General features: G+C 50.4%; 17 protein-coding genes. 16 read left to right on the top strand and 1 reads right to left on the bottom strand.

Features of this window, described 5'->3' with window-relative positions; all coding sequences use genetic code 11:
* The first annotated feature begins 30 nt into the window (after nt 1-30).
* The 7 genes from mtnK (at nt 31) to JOD01_RS13100 (ending at nt 9,059) form a co-directional block, all read left to right on the top strand.
* Nucleotides 31-1,257 (top strand): S-methyl-5-thioribose kinase, encoded by a 1,227-nt coding sequence (mtnK, locus tag JOD01_RS13130; RefSeq protein WP_204518788.1) that lies wholly within the window; start codon nt 31-33, stop codon nt 1,255-1,257.
* Nucleotides 1,254-2,294: an S-methyl-5-thioribose-1-phosphate isomerase gene (mtnA, locus tag JOD01_RS13125; protein WP_204518787.1), complete on the top strand. Its 1,041-nt coding sequence runs from the start codon at nt 1,254-1,256 to the stop codon at nt 2,292-2,294. Before mtnK ends, mtnA begins: the two co-directional genes overlap by 4 nt.
* A 164-nt stretch (nt 2,295-2,458) precedes the next feature.
* Complete coding sequence (locus JOD01_RS13120; protein WP_204518786.1) at nt 2,459-3,007, top strand: GNAT family N-acetyltransferase; 549 nt, start codon at nt 2,459-2,461, stop codon at nt 3,005-3,007.
* Nucleotides 3,008-3,179: 172 nt separating this feature from the next.
* Nucleotides 3,180-4,943: an ABC transporter ATP-binding protein gene (locus tag JOD01_RS13115; protein ID WP_204518785.1), complete on the top strand. Its 1,764-nt coding sequence runs from the start codon at nt 3,180-3,182 to the stop codon at nt 4,941-4,943.
* The gene (locus tag JOD01_RS13110) at nt 4,940-7,018 is read left to right on the top strand and encodes an ABC transporter ATP-binding protein (protein WP_204518784.1); all 2,079 of its coding nucleotides are present in this window, start codon (nt 4,940-4,942) and stop codon (nt 7,016-7,018) included. The genes JOD01_RS13115 and JOD01_RS13110 overlap by 4 nt, the downstream gene beginning before the upstream one ends.
* A gap of 54 nt (nt 7,019-7,072) precedes the next feature.
* The gene (locus JOD01_RS13105; protein WP_204518783.1) at nt 7,073-8,239 is read left to right on the top strand and encodes an MFS transporter; all 1,167 of its coding nucleotides are present in this window, start codon (nt 7,073-7,075) and stop codon (nt 8,237-8,239) included.
* Nucleotides 8,240-8,330: 91 nt separating this feature from the next.
* On the top strand, nt 8,331-9,059 hold the full coding sequence (locus JOD01_RS13100; protein ID WP_239565443.1) for an amino acid ABC transporter ATP-binding protein: 729 nt from the start codon (nt 8,331-8,333) through the stop codon (nt 9,057-9,059).
* 73 nt (nt 9,060-9,132) lie between these two features.
* Here the strand turns inward: JOD01_RS13100 and JOD01_RS13095 are convergent, their stop codons facing one another.
* The gene (locus tag JOD01_RS13095) at nt 9,133-9,807 is read right to left on the bottom strand and encodes a polysaccharide deacetylase family protein (RefSeq protein WP_420829088.1); all 675 of its coding nucleotides are present in this window, start codon (nt 9,805-9,807) and stop codon (nt 9,133-9,135) included.
* A 189-nt stretch (nt 9,808-9,996) separates the two neighbouring features.
* Here JOD01_RS13095 and JOD01_RS13090 point away from each other — a divergent pair, with 189 nt between their 5' ends.
* The 9 genes from JOD01_RS13090 (at nt 9,997) to JOD01_RS13050 (ending at nt 17,244) form a co-directional block, all read left to right on the top strand.
* The gene (locus tag JOD01_RS13090; protein WP_204518781.1) at nt 9,997-10,797 is read left to right on the top strand and encodes a DUF2797 domain-containing protein; all 801 of its coding nucleotides are present in this window, start codon (nt 9,997-9,999) and stop codon (nt 10,795-10,797) included.
* A 12-nt stretch (nt 10,798-10,809) separates the two neighbouring features.
* Nucleotides 10,810-11,172 carry an arsenate reductase family protein gene (locus JOD01_RS13085; RefSeq protein WP_204518780.1) on the top strand — a complete coding sequence of 121 codons (363 nt, stop codon included), beginning with the start codon at nt 10,810-10,812 and terminating at the stop codon, nt 11,170-11,172.
* 231 nt (nt 11,173-11,403) lie between these two features.
* Complete coding sequence (gene gcvH / locus JOD01_RS13080) at nt 11,404-11,784, top strand: glycine cleavage system protein GcvH (RefSeq protein WP_204518779.1); 381 nt, start codon at nt 11,404-11,406, stop codon at nt 11,782-11,784.
* A 264-nt stretch (nt 11,785-12,048) separates the two neighbouring features.
* Nucleotides 12,049-12,483, top strand: a complete 435-nt coding sequence (locus JOD01_RS13075; protein WP_204518778.1) for a hypothetical protein — start codon at nt 12,049-12,051, stop codon at nt 12,481-12,483.
* Between the two features lie 27 nt (nt 12,484-12,510).
* Nucleotides 12,511-12,906, top strand: coding sequence for a VOC family protein (locus JOD01_RS13070; RefSeq protein WP_204518777.1), 396 nt, complete (start codon nt 12,511-12,513; stop codon nt 12,904-12,906).
* Between the two features lie 227 nt (nt 12,907-13,133).
* Nucleotides 13,134-13,478 (top strand): SCP2 sterol-binding domain-containing protein, encoded by a 345-nt coding sequence (locus JOD01_RS13065; RefSeq protein WP_204518776.1) that lies wholly within the window; start codon nt 13,134-13,136, stop codon nt 13,476-13,478.
* A gap of 82 nt (nt 13,479-13,560) precedes the next feature.
* Complete coding sequence (locus JOD01_RS13060; protein ID WP_204518775.1) at nt 13,561-14,709, top strand: M20 peptidase aminoacylase family protein; 1,149 nt, start codon at nt 13,561-13,563, stop codon at nt 14,707-14,709.
* A gap of 207 nt (nt 14,710-14,916) precedes the next feature.
* Nucleotides 14,917-16,494 carry a phosphoenolpyruvate carboxykinase (ATP) gene (gene pckA, locus JOD01_RS13055; RefSeq protein ID WP_204518774.1) on the top strand — a complete coding sequence of 526 codons (1,578 nt, stop codon included), beginning with the start codon at nt 14,917-14,919 and terminating at the stop codon, nt 16,492-16,494.
* Between the two features lie 159 nt (nt 16,495-16,653).
* Nucleotides 16,654-17,244, top strand: a complete 591-nt coding sequence (locus tag JOD01_RS13050; RefSeq protein ID WP_338028560.1) for a DUF1802 family protein — start codon at nt 16,654-16,656, stop codon at nt 17,242-17,244.
* Nucleotides 17,245-17,318: the final 74 nt, after the last annotated feature.

Genomic DNA, 17,318 nt, shown 5'->3' with positions numbered 1-17,318 from the left:
TTATTGAATGCAGAGAGGGGAATGAACACGATGGCTTACCATCCATTAACCGAAGCGGAAGCAGTAACCTATGTAAAGAGATTGCCAAACTTGTTTTCCGAGGGAGCGGAGCTTTCCAGCAAAGAGATTGGCGATGGCAATTTAAATCTCGTTTTTCAGATACAAGACGCCGCCACAGGAAAGAGTGTGATAGTCAAGCAAGCCTTGCCGTTTGCCCGGGTGGTCGGAGAATCGATGCCGTTGACGTTGGACCGGTCGCGGATCGAAAGCGAAGCGCTGGTTTTTCAGCACAAGTTCGTTCCCGAGCTGGTGCCGCAAGTTTATCACCATGACGATGAGCTTGCCTTGACCGTGATGGAGGATGTCAGCGACCACGTCTTGCTGCGCAAAGGATTGATCGGAGGCAACCGTTATCCGCAGTTCCCCAAACAGATTGGCCGCTTTTTGGCCCAGACGCTGTTCTTTACGTCTGACTTGGGCGCGCATCCGTTTGAGAAAAAAGCGTGGGTCGGCAAATTCATTAATCCTGAATTATGCAAAATTACCGAGGATTTGGTATTCACCGATCCGTATGAAGATCATCCGGGCAACAATTTTAACCCATTGATTCGGAACGAAGTGGAAGCCATTTGGAATAATATTCCGTTAAAACGTGAAATTGCCCATTTGAAATACGGCTTCCTTACCCGCGCCGAAGCGTTGCTGCATGGCGACTTGCATACAGGCAGCATCTTTGTCACGGAAACGAGCACGAAAGTGATTGATCCCGAATTTGCGTATTACGGTCCGCTTGGCTTTGACATTGGGGCGTTGATTGCCAACCTGCTGCTTAACTTCGCCGGACAGCATGGACTGCAGCCGGATCGGGAAGAACGGGAGTCGTTCCGCAATTATTTGCTGGACACAGTAGAAGCGGTTTGGAACGAGTTTGTCTCACAGTTTGTCCAATTGTGGCACAAACAGGCCAAGGAACGCAGCGCCCATGTCGAAGGTTTCTGGCAAGAGTATGTCAATCGGCTGATTCAAGATTCTGCCGGCTACGCCGGATGCAAAATGATGCGGCGGGTGATCGGGCTGTCCGGGGTGGCTGACCTGAATTCGATTGCGGACGATCACGTCAGGGCCGAAGCGGAACGCCTGGCTTTGCAGATTGGGCAAGCGCTTGTATTGGAGCGCAAGACGATTGTGGAAGCAACGGATATTACGGCGATCGTGCGCCGTGAAGCGGCGAAATTTTATCAGGAGGAAACGGTATGACGACAGCAAGTCAATTGACACCGGTCAAGTGGGAGCAAGACCATCTTCTCCTGCTGGACCAAACCAAACTGCCTGTGGTGACTGAATATTTGACATTGACCACGATTGAACAGGTGTGGGAAGCGATTCGCCATATGCAGGTACGCGGCGCGCCTGCGATCGGAATGGCGGCCGCATACGGTTTGTATTTAGGAATCCGCGACAGCGGCGCCGCTTCGTTTGCCGCGTTCTGGACAGAGTTCGAGGAAAAAGCGGCTTATCTGGCAACCTCCCGACCGACCGCAGTCAATCTGTTTTGGGCGATCGAACGGATCAAAGACCGCGTCCAGCAAGAAAAAGAGCAACCGCTCTCGACAATCAAGCAAGCCGTCTTGCAGGAAGCATTGGCGATCCAGGCTGAGGACGAGCGAGTTTGCAAGACGATCGGGGAAAATTTGCTCAGTTTGCTGCATGATGGCATGGGAATTCTCACTCACTGCAATCCGGGCGCACTGGCGACGGCCGCTTATGGCACGGCTACCGCTCCGCTTTATTTGGCAAAAGAACGGGGATGGAATTTGAAAGTGTTCGCCGATGAGACACGACCGGTGTTGCAGGGAGCGCGCTTGACCGCTTACGAATTGCAACGCGCCGGTATCGACGTGACCCTGATCTGTGACAATATGGCGGCGATGGTGATGGCCCAAGGCAAAGTGCAAGCTGTGATCGTGGGAACCGACCGTGTTGCCGCGAACGGAGATGTCGCCAACAAAATCGGCACGTATGGCGTTGCCGTACTGGCCCAGGCGCATGGAATTCCGTTCTATGTAGCGGCGCCGCTTTCTTCGATCGATTTGAACACGCCGACCGGGGCGGAAATTCCGATTGAGGAACGTCCGGCCGAAGAGATTACGCACGGTTTCGGCAAACAGGTCGCGCCTGACCAGATCAAGGTTTACAATCCGGCTTTTGATGTGACGCCGGCCCGATTTATTACAGCGATTGTGACAGAAACCGGCATCTTCAAGCCGGAGGAAATTGCCAAAAGTAAAAATTAGAGGCATAATCGTCTGGCGTCCGTGCTACTTATGAAAGCAACGGACGCTTTTTCGTTTCCATCGCGATGGCCGGAACGTCCAGGCCAGGTTACAATGTAGAAAACAGGCTGAAGCGAATTTACGCTGCGTTTCGATCTATTTGCGTATAAAGAGGGGGGTGCCCCATGTACATGCTGACCATTGCTCCTGATGCATGGCTGAGACCGTTGGATTTGCAGGATACGCTGCCGATGTTTCAATTGATTCAGCAAAATCGTGTCCATTTGCGACAATGGCTGGGCTGGATAGAAGATACGGAAACATATGAAGATACAGCTTCCTTCATTATGATGACGATCCGTCAGGCCAACAATAAGCAAGGCAGCCATTTTGGCATTTGGTACAAAGGAGAATTGGCCGGAACAATCGGCGTTCATGGCATCGATTGGAACAACCGTCATACGACGCTCGGTTATTGGCTGGGCGAGCGTTTTCAAGGGAAAGGGTTAATGACCTCTGCTGTCGCTGCCTATCTCGACGAATGGATTTTCGGCAAATGGAATTTGCATCGGGCAGAGATTCGCGCTGCCACAGGCAACAAGCGGAGTCGGGCGATCCCGGAACGGCTCGGCTTTCAATTGGAAGGCGTGCTGCGCGCCAATGAATTTTTGTATGACCATTATGTCGATCATGCGGTTTATGGATTGTTGGCTGACGAATGGAAAGGGATATAAAGTTTTTATAAAATAGAAAAAAGTCTGATTGACAAGGAAAAAATTGTCAGATAGCATGGGTATTATGCGATCAAGGGTTGCGAAAAAACGCATCCCTTTCTTTTTGCTACCCAAGTCTGAATTGGGCAACGGTCTGATGAAGTTTTTGGATGATAAAGGAAGGTTGAGCGGCATGCACACTTTGCTACAACTCGGCTGGTTTTTTAAAAAGTATTGGAAGCGTTACACTCTCGGCATTGCGCTGTTGCTTGCCGTCGATTTGCTCATGCTGCTGCCGCCCGGATTAATCGGACAAACGGTTGACCAGATACGCAATGGCACGCTGTCTCGAACCGAACTGACCGAACGCATCTTGCTCTTGCTAGGTTTGGGCATTGGCTTGTACGGAATGCGCATCGCCTGGCGTTTTTTGCTGTTTGGCGGTTCGCTCATGCTGGAACAGCGTTTGCGGGAGCGCTTTTTTGCCCATTTAACGAAGATGACGCCCTCTTTTTATCAAACAAGAAGAACGGGCGATTTGATGGCGGTAGCCACCAACGATATACCAGCGATCGAACAAACCGCGGGGATGGGCGTATTGACGCTGGTCGATTCTTTGTTTATGTCGGTGCTGACACTCGGTATTATGGTTTATACGATCGATTGGAAGTTGACTGTTGCCGCGCTTGTCCCATTGCCGTTTCTGGCCTGGTCAAGCGCCTATTACGGAAGGCTGCTGCACGACCGCTTTTTGCTTGCGCAGGAAGCGTTTGGCGTGATGAACGATCATGTGCAGCAATCGATTTCGGGTGTCCGCGTCATCCGGGCGTTCGTCCAGGAGAAACACGATGTCGAGTCATTTCGCAAAGTCAGCGAGCATACCTTGGAGCGGAATGTCAGTGTGGCCAAGGTGGATGCGCTGTTTGAACCGACAATCGGCGTGATCATCGGCTTCAGTTTTCTGATCGGCCTTGGCTACGGAACCTTTTTGGTGTTTTCCAGTCAGATTTCGCTTGGTGATCTGGTTGCGTTCAATTTGTATCTTGGCATGTTGATTTGGCCGATGCTGGCCTTTGGCTGGCTGATGAACATTTTGCAGCGTGGCAGCGCTTCAGCGAAGCGGCTTCAGGAATTGCTGGAAGTCGAGCCTGATGTGCAGGAGCAAAATGACGCTGTGCGGGAAGTTCCCGCCGGCAGCATTGTGATCAACGAATTGACTTTTACTTATCCCGGCGCCAGCCATCCTGCCCTGCAAAAAATTTCGTTTGCTTGTCAAAAAGGGGAGACGATCGGCGTGGTCGGGCGAACCGGCAGCGGCAAATCCACCTTGTGCCGTGTGTTGCTGCACCAGTATCCGGTGCCGGCGGAGCGGGTCTTTTTGGCGGGAACTCCGCTCGAACAAATTTCGCTCGGCACCTTGCGCGAAAAAATCGCCTACGTCCCGCAGGAACATCTCCTGTTCTCCCGTAGCATTGGTGAGAACGTCGCGTTTGGCCGTCCGGGCGCGACGCAAGAGGAAATTTGGCAAGCATTGGCTTTGGCTGAGATGAGTCACGATCTGGAGCGCTTTCCGGAGGGGCTGGAGACGATGGTCGGCGAAAAAGGGGTAATGCTCTCCGGCGGACAAAAGCAGCGGATTTCCATTGCCCGCGCGCTGCTGTTGGATGCGGAAATCCTGATTCTCGACGATTCCCTGTCGGCAGTCGATGCCCGGACGGAAGAAAAAATCATTCAACATTTGCGAAAGGAACGTCAGGGCAAGACGACGATTATTACGGCGCATCGTTTGTCGGCAGTGCAGCATGCCCAGCAAATTCTCGTGTTGGACCAGGGGGAAATCGTCGAACGCGGGACGCATGATGAATTGATGGCGGCTAATGGCTGGTATGCGGAACAATTCCGTCGGCAACAGATGGAGCGGCAGGTGGCCGGCGCGGAGAGGGGGCTGGAAACATGAAGGAAGGAAGGGTCTGGCGGCGGCTGGCCAAGTATGCGAAGCCGTTCCGCAAGCGCATCATGCTCGCCTTGCTGCTGCTTCTGGTCGGAGCAAGCGCAGATTTGTCCGGCCCGTTTATCGCCAAAACGATCATTGACCAGCACATTTTGGCCATTCAGCAGGACTGGTACGCGTTTGACCAGCAGCCTTTGACCAGGGAAGATGAACCGCTTGGCATTTTGTTGGCCGACAAGTATTATGTTCGGGAGGATTGGCTCGGCCAGGTCGCTTCGCCCTCGCCGGGAACGGCGCATAAAGCGCAAGTATTGACGGAAGGAACGGCGTACTATTTGCTGGAAGAACCTGTTGCCACAGAAGCGGGTGTCACAATCTCGCCGGTGAGCGAAGCAGCCGGACGGGAAACTGTGCTTGTCTCCGCCGGCGCTCAAACGGTGCAGGGAATTCATTTGTTGCCCGAAGAGGTAAAGACGCTTTACGAGAATGACGTCTGGCCAATCGCCGGCTTGTTGGCAGGCTACGGGGTGTTGGTCCTGCTTTCGGCTGGCCTGAACTACATGCAATATTTGAGTTTGCAAATAACGGCGCAACGGATCATCCAGCAAATGCGCATGGATTTGTTTGCGCACTTGCAAAAGCTGTCCGTCGCCTTCTTTGACAAGACGCCGGTCGGACAGCTCGTCTCCCGCGTCACCAACGATACCGAGGCCATCCGCGAATTGTATGTCAGCGTGCTGGCCACGTTTGTGCAAAATGGCGTCTATATGGTCGGGATACTGGTTGCACTGTTCATTCTTCAGCCGCAATTGGCCGTCTTGTGCTGTCTGTTGTTGCCGGTGTTATTGCTGTTGGTGACGATTTACCAGAAATTCAGCAATCGTTTTTACACAGTGATTCGCGGTAAACTGAGTGAAATGAACGGAACGCTGAATGAAATGATTCAAAACATGATGGTTGTGCAAGCATTTCGGCGGCAGAAGGATATGCAAGCAGAGTTTAACCAAATCAATCGCGACTATGCCAAAGCGCGCTTGCAAGAAACCAATCTGGAGTCGTTTATGCTTCGTCCTGCCGTGGATTTGATCTGGAAAGTGTCACTAACGATCATTATCTGGTACTTCGGCTCGCGCTCGTTGGACGATAGTATTTCGCTTGGCGCGTTATATGCATTTGTCGATTATATGAGCCGATTTTTTGAACCGGTCAATATGATTATGAATCGATTTTCCCAGCTGCAGCAGGCGGCGATTTCTGCGCAGCGCGTCTTTGCCGTGCTGGATACTCCCGTGGACGAGCGGGAAACGGATTATGCTGCGCCGCTGCCGCGTCCAAAGGGAGAAGTGATTTTCGAGCGGGTGTCTTTTGCTTATCTTGAAGATCAATTCGTATTGCATGATGTATCCTTTCATGCGAAACCGGGGCAAACGATTGCGCTGGTCGGCCATACCGGTTCCGGCAAAAGCTCCTTGATGAATTTGCTGCTTGGTTTTTATCCGGCAACCAAAGGACGAATCCTGATCGATGGCGTTGATTTGCGCGAATTGAATCCGCAAGCGCTGCGGGAACATTTCGGGCTTGTGCTGCAAGATCCGTTTCTGTTTACCGGCAGCATCGCTTACAATATTCGGCTTTACAATCAACAGGTCAGCGACCAACAGGTAATCGAAGCGGCCAAGGCGGTCAAGGCAGACGCCTTTATCAGCAAATTGCCGAGACAGTATGAGGAACCTGTCGTGGAACGAGGGGCTACCTTGTCGGCAGGGCAACGTCAACTGCTCTCTTTCGCCCGCGCCCTGGTCAATGATCCGGCGATCTTGATTCTGGATGAAGCGACGGCAAGCATTGACAGTGAGACGGAACAGGCCATTCAGGAAGCGTTGCGGGTGCTTTCTGCCGGCCGGACGACTTTTATTATTGCGCACCGTCTGTCCACGATTCAGCATGCCGACCAAATTCTTGTTTTGTCCCGCGGCGAAATTGCGGAACGCGGAACGCACGAAGAATTGATGCAACAGGGCGGTATTTATCAAAAGATGTATCAGCTCCAGCTGGGAGCCGGTAAAGTTCAAGTTGGCTGATGGCCACGATTACAGAAACACACCAAGAAGGTGCTTGAAAGGAGCTTCATGGCAATGCATGCTTCACGACATTTATTTTGGATTTTGATTATCGTCGTTGCCATCGCAGGAGCGAATCAAGGGCTTACGCTGCCGTTGTTGGCGATTTTGCTGGAGGAGCAGGGCGTATCGTCCCTGGCCAATGGTTTTAATGCGGCGGCTCTTTATATCGGCGTCTTTCTGGTCTCTCCTTTTTTGGAGATTCCGCTGCGGCGGATTGGCTACCGCTCAACGATTATTTGCGGACTGGGCCTGCTGATGGTTGCCACAGTCGCTCTGCCGTTTTTCTCCAGTCTGACAGTCTGGTTTATGATGCGTCTATTGATGGGCATTGGCGATTCCAGCATGCATTATGCCAGCCAAATGTGGGTGACCCAGATCGCCGCACCGGAGCGGCGGGGGCGGGACATCTCGCTGTACGGCTTGGCATACGGCATTGGGTTTAGTGTTGGCCCCCTGGGCTTGAGTTTGCTGCAATTTGGCAAATGGATGCCTTTCGTGGCGCTTTGCTTGCTATACATGATCGCTTTTTTGCTTGTTTTTACGATGAAAAATGCCTTTCCGCTGCAAGTGCAGCCTTCGTCAAACAAAGAGAATCGATACCTTCGCGTCATACGCATGGGATGGCTGGCGCTGATCCCGGCCTTCCTTTACGGATTTATGGAAGCCTCGCTAAACGGCAGTTTTCCGGTTTATGCCCTGCGTGTCGGCATCTCTGTCGATATGGTGTCTTATATCCTTCCGGCTTTTGTTGTCGGCAGCATCATGCTGCAGATTCCGTTGGGCATCTTGAGCGACAAGCTGGGACGACAGAAGGTGATGACGGGATGCGCGCTGATCGGCGGCACTTTATTTACGCTCTTTCCGCTGGCGGAAGCCAATGTCTGGTTGATGATGCTGCTATTGGCGCTGGCCGGTGCGGTTGTCGGTTCTTTCTACTCGTTGGGGCTTGCCTTTTCGGCAGATATATTGCCGGCGGGGATGGTGCCTGTTGCGGGAATTATCGCCTCGATCAACTTCAGCATCGGCAGCATTGTAGCGCCCAACATTAATGGATTGATTTTGGAAACAGGTGCCCCGTCGTATATGTTCCCGGTGATGGGGATGATGATCTTGCTGTTTGCGGTGCTTAGCTTCTTTTTTCGCCGAGAAAAAGCGATCGCTCACGAATTAAATCAGTAAAGGAAAATTATACACTTTTCCCCAGCAGCCCGGCTGGCATATAATTAAAGTTATACAAAGAGAAAGAAAAATCTGACGAGGGGGAGCATGAATGATTATCCAGGTAACAGACCTGCATAAGAGCTATGGCAAACTGGAAGTATTGAAAGGGATTACGACAACGATCGCCGAAAAAGAAGTGGTTTGTGTTATCGGCCCGTCCGGTTCGGGGAAAAGCACCTTTCTGCGCTGTCTCAATCAACTCGAAGAGGCGACTAGCGGACGCATCGTGATCGATGGAAAAGAAATTACCGATCCAAAGACGGATATTAATAAAGTCAGAGAAGAAGTAGGAATGGTTTTTCAGCGGTTTAATCTCTTTCCTCATAAAACCGTGCTTGAAAACGTAACCTTGGCTCCGATCAAGGTACGGAAAATGGCTCCCGAGGAAGCGAAAAAAATTGGACTGGCTCTCTTGGAAAAAGTCGGTCTGAAAGACAAGGCCGATGTTTATCCTGACCGGCTCTCCGGTGGACAAATGCAGCGGGTGGCAATCGCGCGCGCTTTGGCGATGAATCCGAAGGTGATGCTGTTCGACGAGCCTACATCTGCCCTTGACCCGGAATTGGTCGGCGAGGTGCTCAATGTCATGAAAGATCTGGCCAAAGAAGGGATGACGATGATCGTCGTCACCCATGAGATGGGTTTTGCGCGGGAAGTGGGAGACCGGGTGATCTTTATGGACCAGGGAATTATCATGGAAGAAGGCAAGCCGGAGGATTTGTTCACCGATCCGAAAAACGATCGGCTCCGTGCCTTTTTGGGAAAAGTGCTGGCCTAGCTTTCCCCGTCGTGCAAAATGGATGCAGCCGTGCTTCTTGAGAAGCTGGCTGCATTTTTTTGCTTCCCGGATGTCAGCTGGCGGCATCAAGCAATTGACTTACGGTGACAAATTTATAGCCTTTTTTCTTCAAATCGGTAATGAGTCCTTGCAACGCGGACAACGTTTGCCGCTGATTTTGCCCTCCGTCATGAAACAGAACAATATCCCCGCTTGTCAAGTTTTCTTTTACGCTGTTGGTAATCACGGAGGCGCTTCGTTTCAGCGACCAGTCGCGCGGATCAACAGACCAATGAATGATGTCGTAACCGGACGATTGCACGGCACTCATTACGTCCGGGGTCATCACTCCGCCCGGCGGACGATAATACTGGGGAAGAATACCGGTTGTCTTTAAAATGGACTTTTCCGCTCGTTTAATTTCGTCGTAAATTTCCTGTTCCGTCAGTTTGTGGAGGTCGTAGTGGTAGTAACCGTGGTTGCCGATTTCATGCCCGGCTTTTTTGATCCAGTCCATCACTTTGGGATATTTCTCCGCTTGTGAACCCAACACGAAAAAAGTGGCCGGAACTTTGTTGCGGTGCAGCAGCTCCAGAATCAGCGGGGTATACTTGGCATCGGGTCCGTCGTCAAAAGTGAGCGCAACCACCTTCTTTTTTGTATCAATGCGGTGAATGGGCTCGTAAACGGGCTCAATCGCCAGTTTGGCCGACACTGCGAACGCGCACAGCAGCAAGACGGACAGCATGATCAGCTTCAATCGCATAAATTCCCTCCTTTGCGGTGCAAGAAACTGGCAAAGATCCCGCTGCCGTGAAGCTGGGATGGTTTTATCTTCACCGAATCCCTTGAAATGATGCTAGGTAAATGAAAACAGTCTACCGAACAGGAGATCGTATGTTACAATAAAAAAAAACGAATCGAAGGGGAGACAAAATTGCAAATTAACGGACTGTTGCACGGACTTGTCCACCAATATCAGGGGAAAGACCAGCCGGTTGATTACTATATGCAGATTGAACAGGACAAACTTTCTTTGAATGAACTGTTGGGTCAGCAGGTAACAATCAGCTACCTTGGCCAAAAGAATTGTATCGAATGCGGTCGCAAAACAAATAAAACTTTTAACAACGGGTACTGTTACCCTTGTTTTACAACTTTGCCGGTTAACGATTTATGCATCGTCAAGCCGCATGAGTGCCATTTTGAGCAAGGTACTTGTCGCGATTCCAGCTTTGGGGAGACCCATTGCATGATTCCTCATTATGTTTATCTGGCGCTTTCCAGCGATGTCAAAGTGGGACTGACCCGCAAACATAACGAATTGAAACGCTGGGTCGATCAGGGGGCGATTCGGGCGATTCCGATTGCCGAACTTCCTACCCGGCGAATGGCGGGAGAGTTGGAGTACCATCTCAGCCAGTTTATGCCGGACAAGACCAACTGGCGGAAAATGCTGAAGGGCGATGTGCGGGAAGTGGATTTGCTGGCGCTGCGCGAAGAAGTGTACGGGCTTTTTCCGGAACCGTTCAAAGCGTTTCAATACAGGGAGGAGGAGTGGATCGAGATTACTTATCCGATCCTCGAATCGTTGGACAAAATTACTTCCTTGTCGTTGGACAAGCTGGAAACGATCGAAGGAAAACTGCTTGGCGTCAAGGCCCAGTATTTAATCCTCGATAATGGGGTCTTCCACGCGAAAAAACATGCGGGATACCAAATTCGGGTAACCGCTTAGGGAGGAGAACGTATGACGATCAAGGCATATCTCTACGATAAATGCGGCACCTGCCGCAAAGCCAAGCAATGGCTGCAACACAAGGAAATTCCGTTCGAGACGATTCCCATTGTCGATGCGCCCCCGTCGCAGGAGGAACTTCGCCAGATGTGGAAAAACAGCGGGTTGGAGCTGAAAAAGTTCTTTAATACAAGCGGACAGTTTTACAAAGAATTAAATTTGAAAGAGCGTCTGCCGGGGATGAGCGAAGAGGAAATGCTGAAACTGCTGGCCTCCAACGGAAAATTGATCAAACGTCCGCTGCTGACGGACGGGAAAAAGGTAACAGTCGGTTTTAACGAAGAGCAGTGGGACGCAACCTGGGCGCAACCGTAATTTTTTGGCGTACATAACAGCGGAAAACATGCTTGGCCGCAGGAATAAAAGGCAGAATTTGCCATAAGAATGGACTCAGCGGCGGCAATGAAACTTTACTGGCCAGCATCCGACAAGAGCTTGAAAAAACAGCTTGCTGAATTTTGCAGATGAAAGAGGAATCTTTGCCACGATGTCCAATATAATACGCAAATGTGTTTTTGCTTGATAATCGATAGGAGGAAGTTCAAGATGGGTTATCCGAAAGAATTGCTGTACAGCGAAGAGCACGAATGGGTACGGGTTGAAGGCAACAAGGCGTATATTGGCATTACTTCCTTTGCACAAGATGAGCTGGGGGATATCGTATTTGTGGAATTGCCTGAAGTCGGCACGACCATCCAACAGGATGAACCGTTTGGCAGTGTCGAATCGGTCAAGACCGTATCCGAGCTGTACGCGCCGGTTAGCGGAAAAGTGGTTGAGGTCAACGGAGAATTGGAGAACGCCCCTGAACTGGTCAACTCTTCGCCCTATGATAAGGCGTGGATGATCGCGGTGGAAATCTCTGATACGAGTGAGTTGGAAAAACTTCTCGATGCCGACAAATACGAAGCGATGGTTAAGGAATAGGCCCGGAGTTCTTCCGCCTTTCTCCTCCCCATGAGAAAATTAAACTGACATGGAAATACTTTTTGACTAGTGCAAAACAGGAATCTGCGCTACAATCAAGAGAAGATGTCTTGGCGTGGAGATAGCCTGAAAGCCGGCCGGGGCGGAAGTGCCCCCCGTGGGGGGTTATTTTTGTTCACCGCGCCTTGTTGTCGAAAAGTGCCCGACTCTTCGGAATGTTGACATTTTACAAACAGCTGAGGGCATAATGGGGAGGGAAAAGAAATGGGCTTTTGTTGTGGAGCAGGAATGATCGGATCGATCGGGAACGTTCGCCATTACAAAACATTGGTGTTGAATGTGCCGATTTTGTTCTGTCCCGCTTGTGATCGAATTGAGGTTCATCCTGCGATTGAAGGGGAATACGAGATTCTTGTAGAATATGCACAAGGAGATAATGCACTTGAAGTCGATTTCCGCGACTTCGTCAGTGTTGAAAATATACCAGATCTTTTTGAAAACTGCGCCATGGTTGACGAAGCTGGTCAATTTGTGGAAGTATTAAAACAGCAAATCGACCTATCGCTTGACTTGTTAGTAGTCGCTAAAGAACTGAAAGAAGATATGTGGCGAGAAGAGCTGATGAACCGTTTAAAACGACTGAGCGAGCGATTGAAGGCATATCAGAAACGGAAAGAAACGACACAGCATAGTGCATAAGAGAGTTCCGCTTGGGAGGCTGTTTAAATGTTTCAATTAAAGGGCGTTCATCACATCGCGTTAAACTGCCGTGATGTACAGAAAGTAGCTCAATTTTTTAAAGAGATTCTGGAAGTACCGATCCCTGCAGAAAATATGGCAGACGGAGCGCCTGTTTATTTTGAAATTGGCTCTTACACGAAAATCGGCCTTCATCCATCCAACGAAGAACGCCGCGAAGGCATTGGCTATGTAGACCATATCGCTTTTGCTGTGGAAACGCGGGCAGAGCTGGATTATTTGGTGGATAAGCTGGAGGCCAAAAATATTTGCTATCGTGGTCCGATTGAACGAGAGAGCAGTTATAATCTTTATTTTGAAACTCCGGATGGTCACCATTTGGAAGTGCGGTTGGACATAGACGGAGATGAAGTGGAAGAATAAAAAATGCCCGAAGCAGGGCGTCAGGCTGTCGAGTTGGCAAAGCTCGGCGGCCTATTTTATTTGTAGCGCCCTGGCAGAGACCCCGACGGCCACCGCATGAACAAAGCGGCCTTTTGCGCTTCCTGTCGAGAAGTTTTCGGACAGGAAGACAGCAACCGACAGTACCTCTAAACTCTCGCCAAAGGATTCGACTTTGCTGTTCACGAAAAACAGGAGAGAGCGAGACGATGAGGGGGTTGGAAAAGATGGCGGCGATGCTGCAACGATTCATTGAACGATTAAAGCGAAAGCCATACCTAAACTCGATTCGGCACAACTGGACGCGCCGGGTGGGGATTATTGTGGAAGATCAACAGCTTCGGTTCAGCCTTACTTTTCGCGGAGAAGAGATGGAATGGTGTGAATGGCAGGAAGGACAGCCGATTGACCTGCTGTTAACCGGAACCGAACGCAACTTTCAATTATTGTTCGCCGGAGATGCTTTGTCTTATCTATACGCCAAAAAGGAAATTAAGATCAGCGGCCATCTGCGCGATCAACTGAAGCTGGAAACATTGATTCGGTTAAGTTAAGTTCGTTAAAAATGAAATTTTGCCAAAATTGCGTTATAATAATGGAGTAAGATTAAACTTTTCGCTCAAGGGAGATATTACGATGGACATAGCAGCTGCGTTAAAAGAGACGGTAGCTTCACGCAAAGAAGCGATCCTGAACACATTTTCCCATTTGCACGCCAATCCGGAAATCAGTTGGAAAGAGGTAGAAACGACCCGCTATCTGGAAGCTAGAGCCCGCCGGTTGGGGTTGCGCGTGACCACTTTTGAGGATTGTACCGGACTGGTTGCGGAATGGGGGGAAGGGAAACCGGTCGTCGGATTGCGAACGGACATAGATGCTCTTTGGCAAATCGTTGACGGCGAATGGCGGGCCAATCACTCCTGCGGGCACGATGCACACATGACGATGGTTCTCGAGGCGGTCGAAAGCCTGATCGCAGCCGGTTTTCAACCAAAAGGGACGTTGAAAATTTTGTTCCAGCCAGCGGAGGAAAAGGGCAACGGCGCATTGAAGCTGGTGGAAAAAGGGATGGTCGATGATATCGAGTATTTGTTTGGGGTTCATTTGCGCCCGGTGCAGGAGATGAAAGATGGTTTTGCCGGTCCGGCGATTTACAATGGTGCCGCCATGTTTATCGAAGGCGAGATCAAGGGGACAGCCGCTCACGGAGCGCGGCCGCATCTCGGGGTCAACGTCATCGAAGTAGCAAGCGCCATTGTAAATGGCTTGGCCGATATTCATATCAATCCGGTCGTTCCGGCGACGGTCAAGATGACCATGCTGCAGGCCGGGGGAGAAAGTTACAATATTATCCCTGACTATGCCACGTTCGCGCTTGATCTGCGGGCACAAACCAATCAGGCGATGGAAGAGTTGGTCGCGGGCGTAAATAGGGTTGTACAAGGTGCTGCCGCCATGTATGGCGCTGCGATCAAGCTCACTCCCGGCTCGAGCATGGTTGCAGCGGAAGTCGACGAAGAAGCCAAGCAGTTGATGGCGCAAGCGATCGTTGACACGCTTGGCGCAGACAAGCTGGGAGAGGCACCGGTGACGCCAGGTGCGGAAGATTTTCATCACTATACCGTTTCAAGGCCGGCGATTAAAGCGACAATGCTGGCGTTGGGTTGCGATCTTACGCCGGGATTGCACCATCCGGAAATGACTTTTAATCGGGAAGCGCTGGTGAGCGGTGTAGAAATTTTGGCAAGAGTAGTCGTGCGCACGTTTGACAAACTGTCGAAATAAAGGCGGTTAAGCGAACTCGATCAGGTTGGTTGTATCTCAAAAGGGATACAACCAACCTTTTTTAAACATTTCACACTTTTTTAACAGAAAGCGCCCAAAAGGTGTGTCTCAATTTATTTAATGTGATATACTAATTGCAAATCAACTTTGCGAAATAAAGAAAAAACATACACGGTGACCTCATTTTGGGAAGGAGTTCGTTTACGAATGGAAACGAAGACGGCTGCAAAACTGGATGAAGTATTGCAAGCGACGGAAGCGCATTTTAATTTGCCGGTGGCGAAACTGGTGGAACTTGCTGTTCAACGCGGAGAAGGGGTGCTCACGGACAAAGGAGCGCTGAATGCGTTGACAGGCAAATATACAGGCCGCTCGCCCAAAGACAAGTTTGTCGTCGATGAAGCGTCGGTTCACGACAAGATCAACTGGGGACCAGTCAACCAGCCGCTTTCTGTAGACAATTTCACTCGTTTGTACCAGGATGTCATGGAATATTTGCACGGCAAAAAGCTGTTCGTTTTTGACGGATTTGCCGGAGCAGAGCGATCCTTTCGTTTACCGATCAGGGTGATTAACGAGTATGCTTGGCATAACTTGTTTGCCCGCCAATTGTTTATTCGTCCGACAGCGGAAGAGCTGGCACAGCATCAAGCGGAGTTTACGATTGTTTCCGTTCCGGGCTTCAAAGCCGATCCGGCGATACACGGAACCCATTCGGAAACGTTTATCATTATCAGTTTCACGCAAAAAATCGTCCTGATTGGCGGTACCGAATATGCAGGCGAAATGAAGAAATCGATCTTCAGCATTATGAACATGCTGTTGCCACAACGCAATGTGCTGTCGATGCACTGCTCCGCCAACATTGGCAAAGAAGGCGATGTTGCGCTGTTTTTCGGTCTGTCCGGTACGGGCAAAACAACGTTGTCGGCTGATCCGAATCGCCATCTGATCGGTGACGACGAGCACGGTTGGTCCGATAACGGCGTCTTTAATATTGAAGGCGGTTGCTACGCCAAATGCATCAACTTGTCCGCAGAGGGAGAACCGCAAATCTGGCAGGCGATCCAGTTTGGCACGGTGTTGGAAAATGTGGTGATTGATCCGGAAACGCGCCAAGCCGACTTTGACAGCAAAACCTATACGGAAAACACTCGTGCCGCTTACCCTGTGGAGATGATCCCTGGCGCTGTCATCCCGGGTATCGGCGGTCATCCCCATGTCATCATCTTTTTGACTGCAGACTCGTTTGGGGTAATACCTCCGATCTCCAGATTGACCAAAGAGCAAGCGATGTATCATTTCCTGTCCGGATATACGAGTAAAATGGCGGGGACAGAGCGCGGCGTAACCACTCCGCAAACCGAGTTTTCCACCTGCTTCGGTTCGCCGTTTTTGCCGCTGCATCCGGTCGTATATGCGGAGATGCTCGGCAAGAAAATTGAAGAGCACAATGTACAAGTATACCTGGTCAATACAGGTTGGACGGGTGGTCCGGTCGGTGTGGGCAAACGGATCAATCTGGGCTATACCCGTGCGATGGTCACCGCTGCGCTCAATGGGGAACTGGCCAATGTGGAGTACGTTACTGATCCAACCTTCGGCGTGCAAGTGCCGGTTTCCTGTCCGGGCGTTCCCGCAGAGGTGCTGCAACCGCGCAATACGTGGGAAAACAAGGCGGACTTCGACAAGCAGGCAGAAGAGTTGGCCAAACGCTTTGCCGAAAACTTCGCCAAAAAATTTCCTGAACACAAACAAATCGCTCAGGCAGGACCAAAAGCATAGCCGATCCTGCTCATCTGGATGGAAAAAAAGTTTTGTCGCCTGTTGGTGGCAAAACTCTTTTTTTGCGGTTTTCCAACTTTCAACTCCCCGCCTCTTTTGCTACAATAATGAGGATGAACAATCAAGGCTGCACTTGGACAAAAGAGGGGAGTGATTGTTATCCTTACCGCAATACAGCAACCAACGTCTACACTGGCTTTGAAAGAATGGGCTGTTGCCATAAAGGCGCTTGGCATGGGAAACCAGATTATTACCATCCGCAAAGGCGGTTTATATGAAGAAACGCGTGAGTTCAAACTGGAAAACGACACCTTTTATCTCTATCCGACTTACGAGCATCAAAAAGCGGAAATGGTGAAGCCGGAGTTTCATCCGCTGCTGCAATCAACGCTTGAAGGATGGAGTCCGGAGAAAACGACGGTAACAGTTGAATATATCGCACATATTACAGATGACGTCGAACTGCTTGATGAGGAAAAGCTGCGCGCGCTGGCGCCATACCACATCTGGACCGATAACTTTGCCGACGTCCGTCTCCATTGGAAAAAGAAAAAGCCGCTGCATATCTTGTTTGCCCGTGTATATAAATTAAATCAACCGAGCGTGATTGAGATTGCCGATGAATACAAAGGGTGCAAATCCTGGCATCATCTGTTGGAGAGCGTTGCTCCAACCGATCTGACCCCGGTCTTGACGGATGAAGAGTATGCATCCAAGCGAAAAGAGATTCTCGCTTTGTTACAAGGATAATGTAGGAAAACCGTCAGAAGCCCGCACAGGGCAGGCGGTTTTCTCCTTTTTTCAAACTGGGATTTCTTTACATA

This window comes from Brevibacillus fulvus, assembly GCF_016908525.1.
GTDB classification, from domain to species: domain Bacteria; phylum Bacillota; class Bacilli; order Brevibacillales; family Brevibacillaceae; genus Brevibacillus_G; species Brevibacillus_G fulvus.
This window is presented reverse-complemented; position numbering and strand designations above follow the sequence as displayed.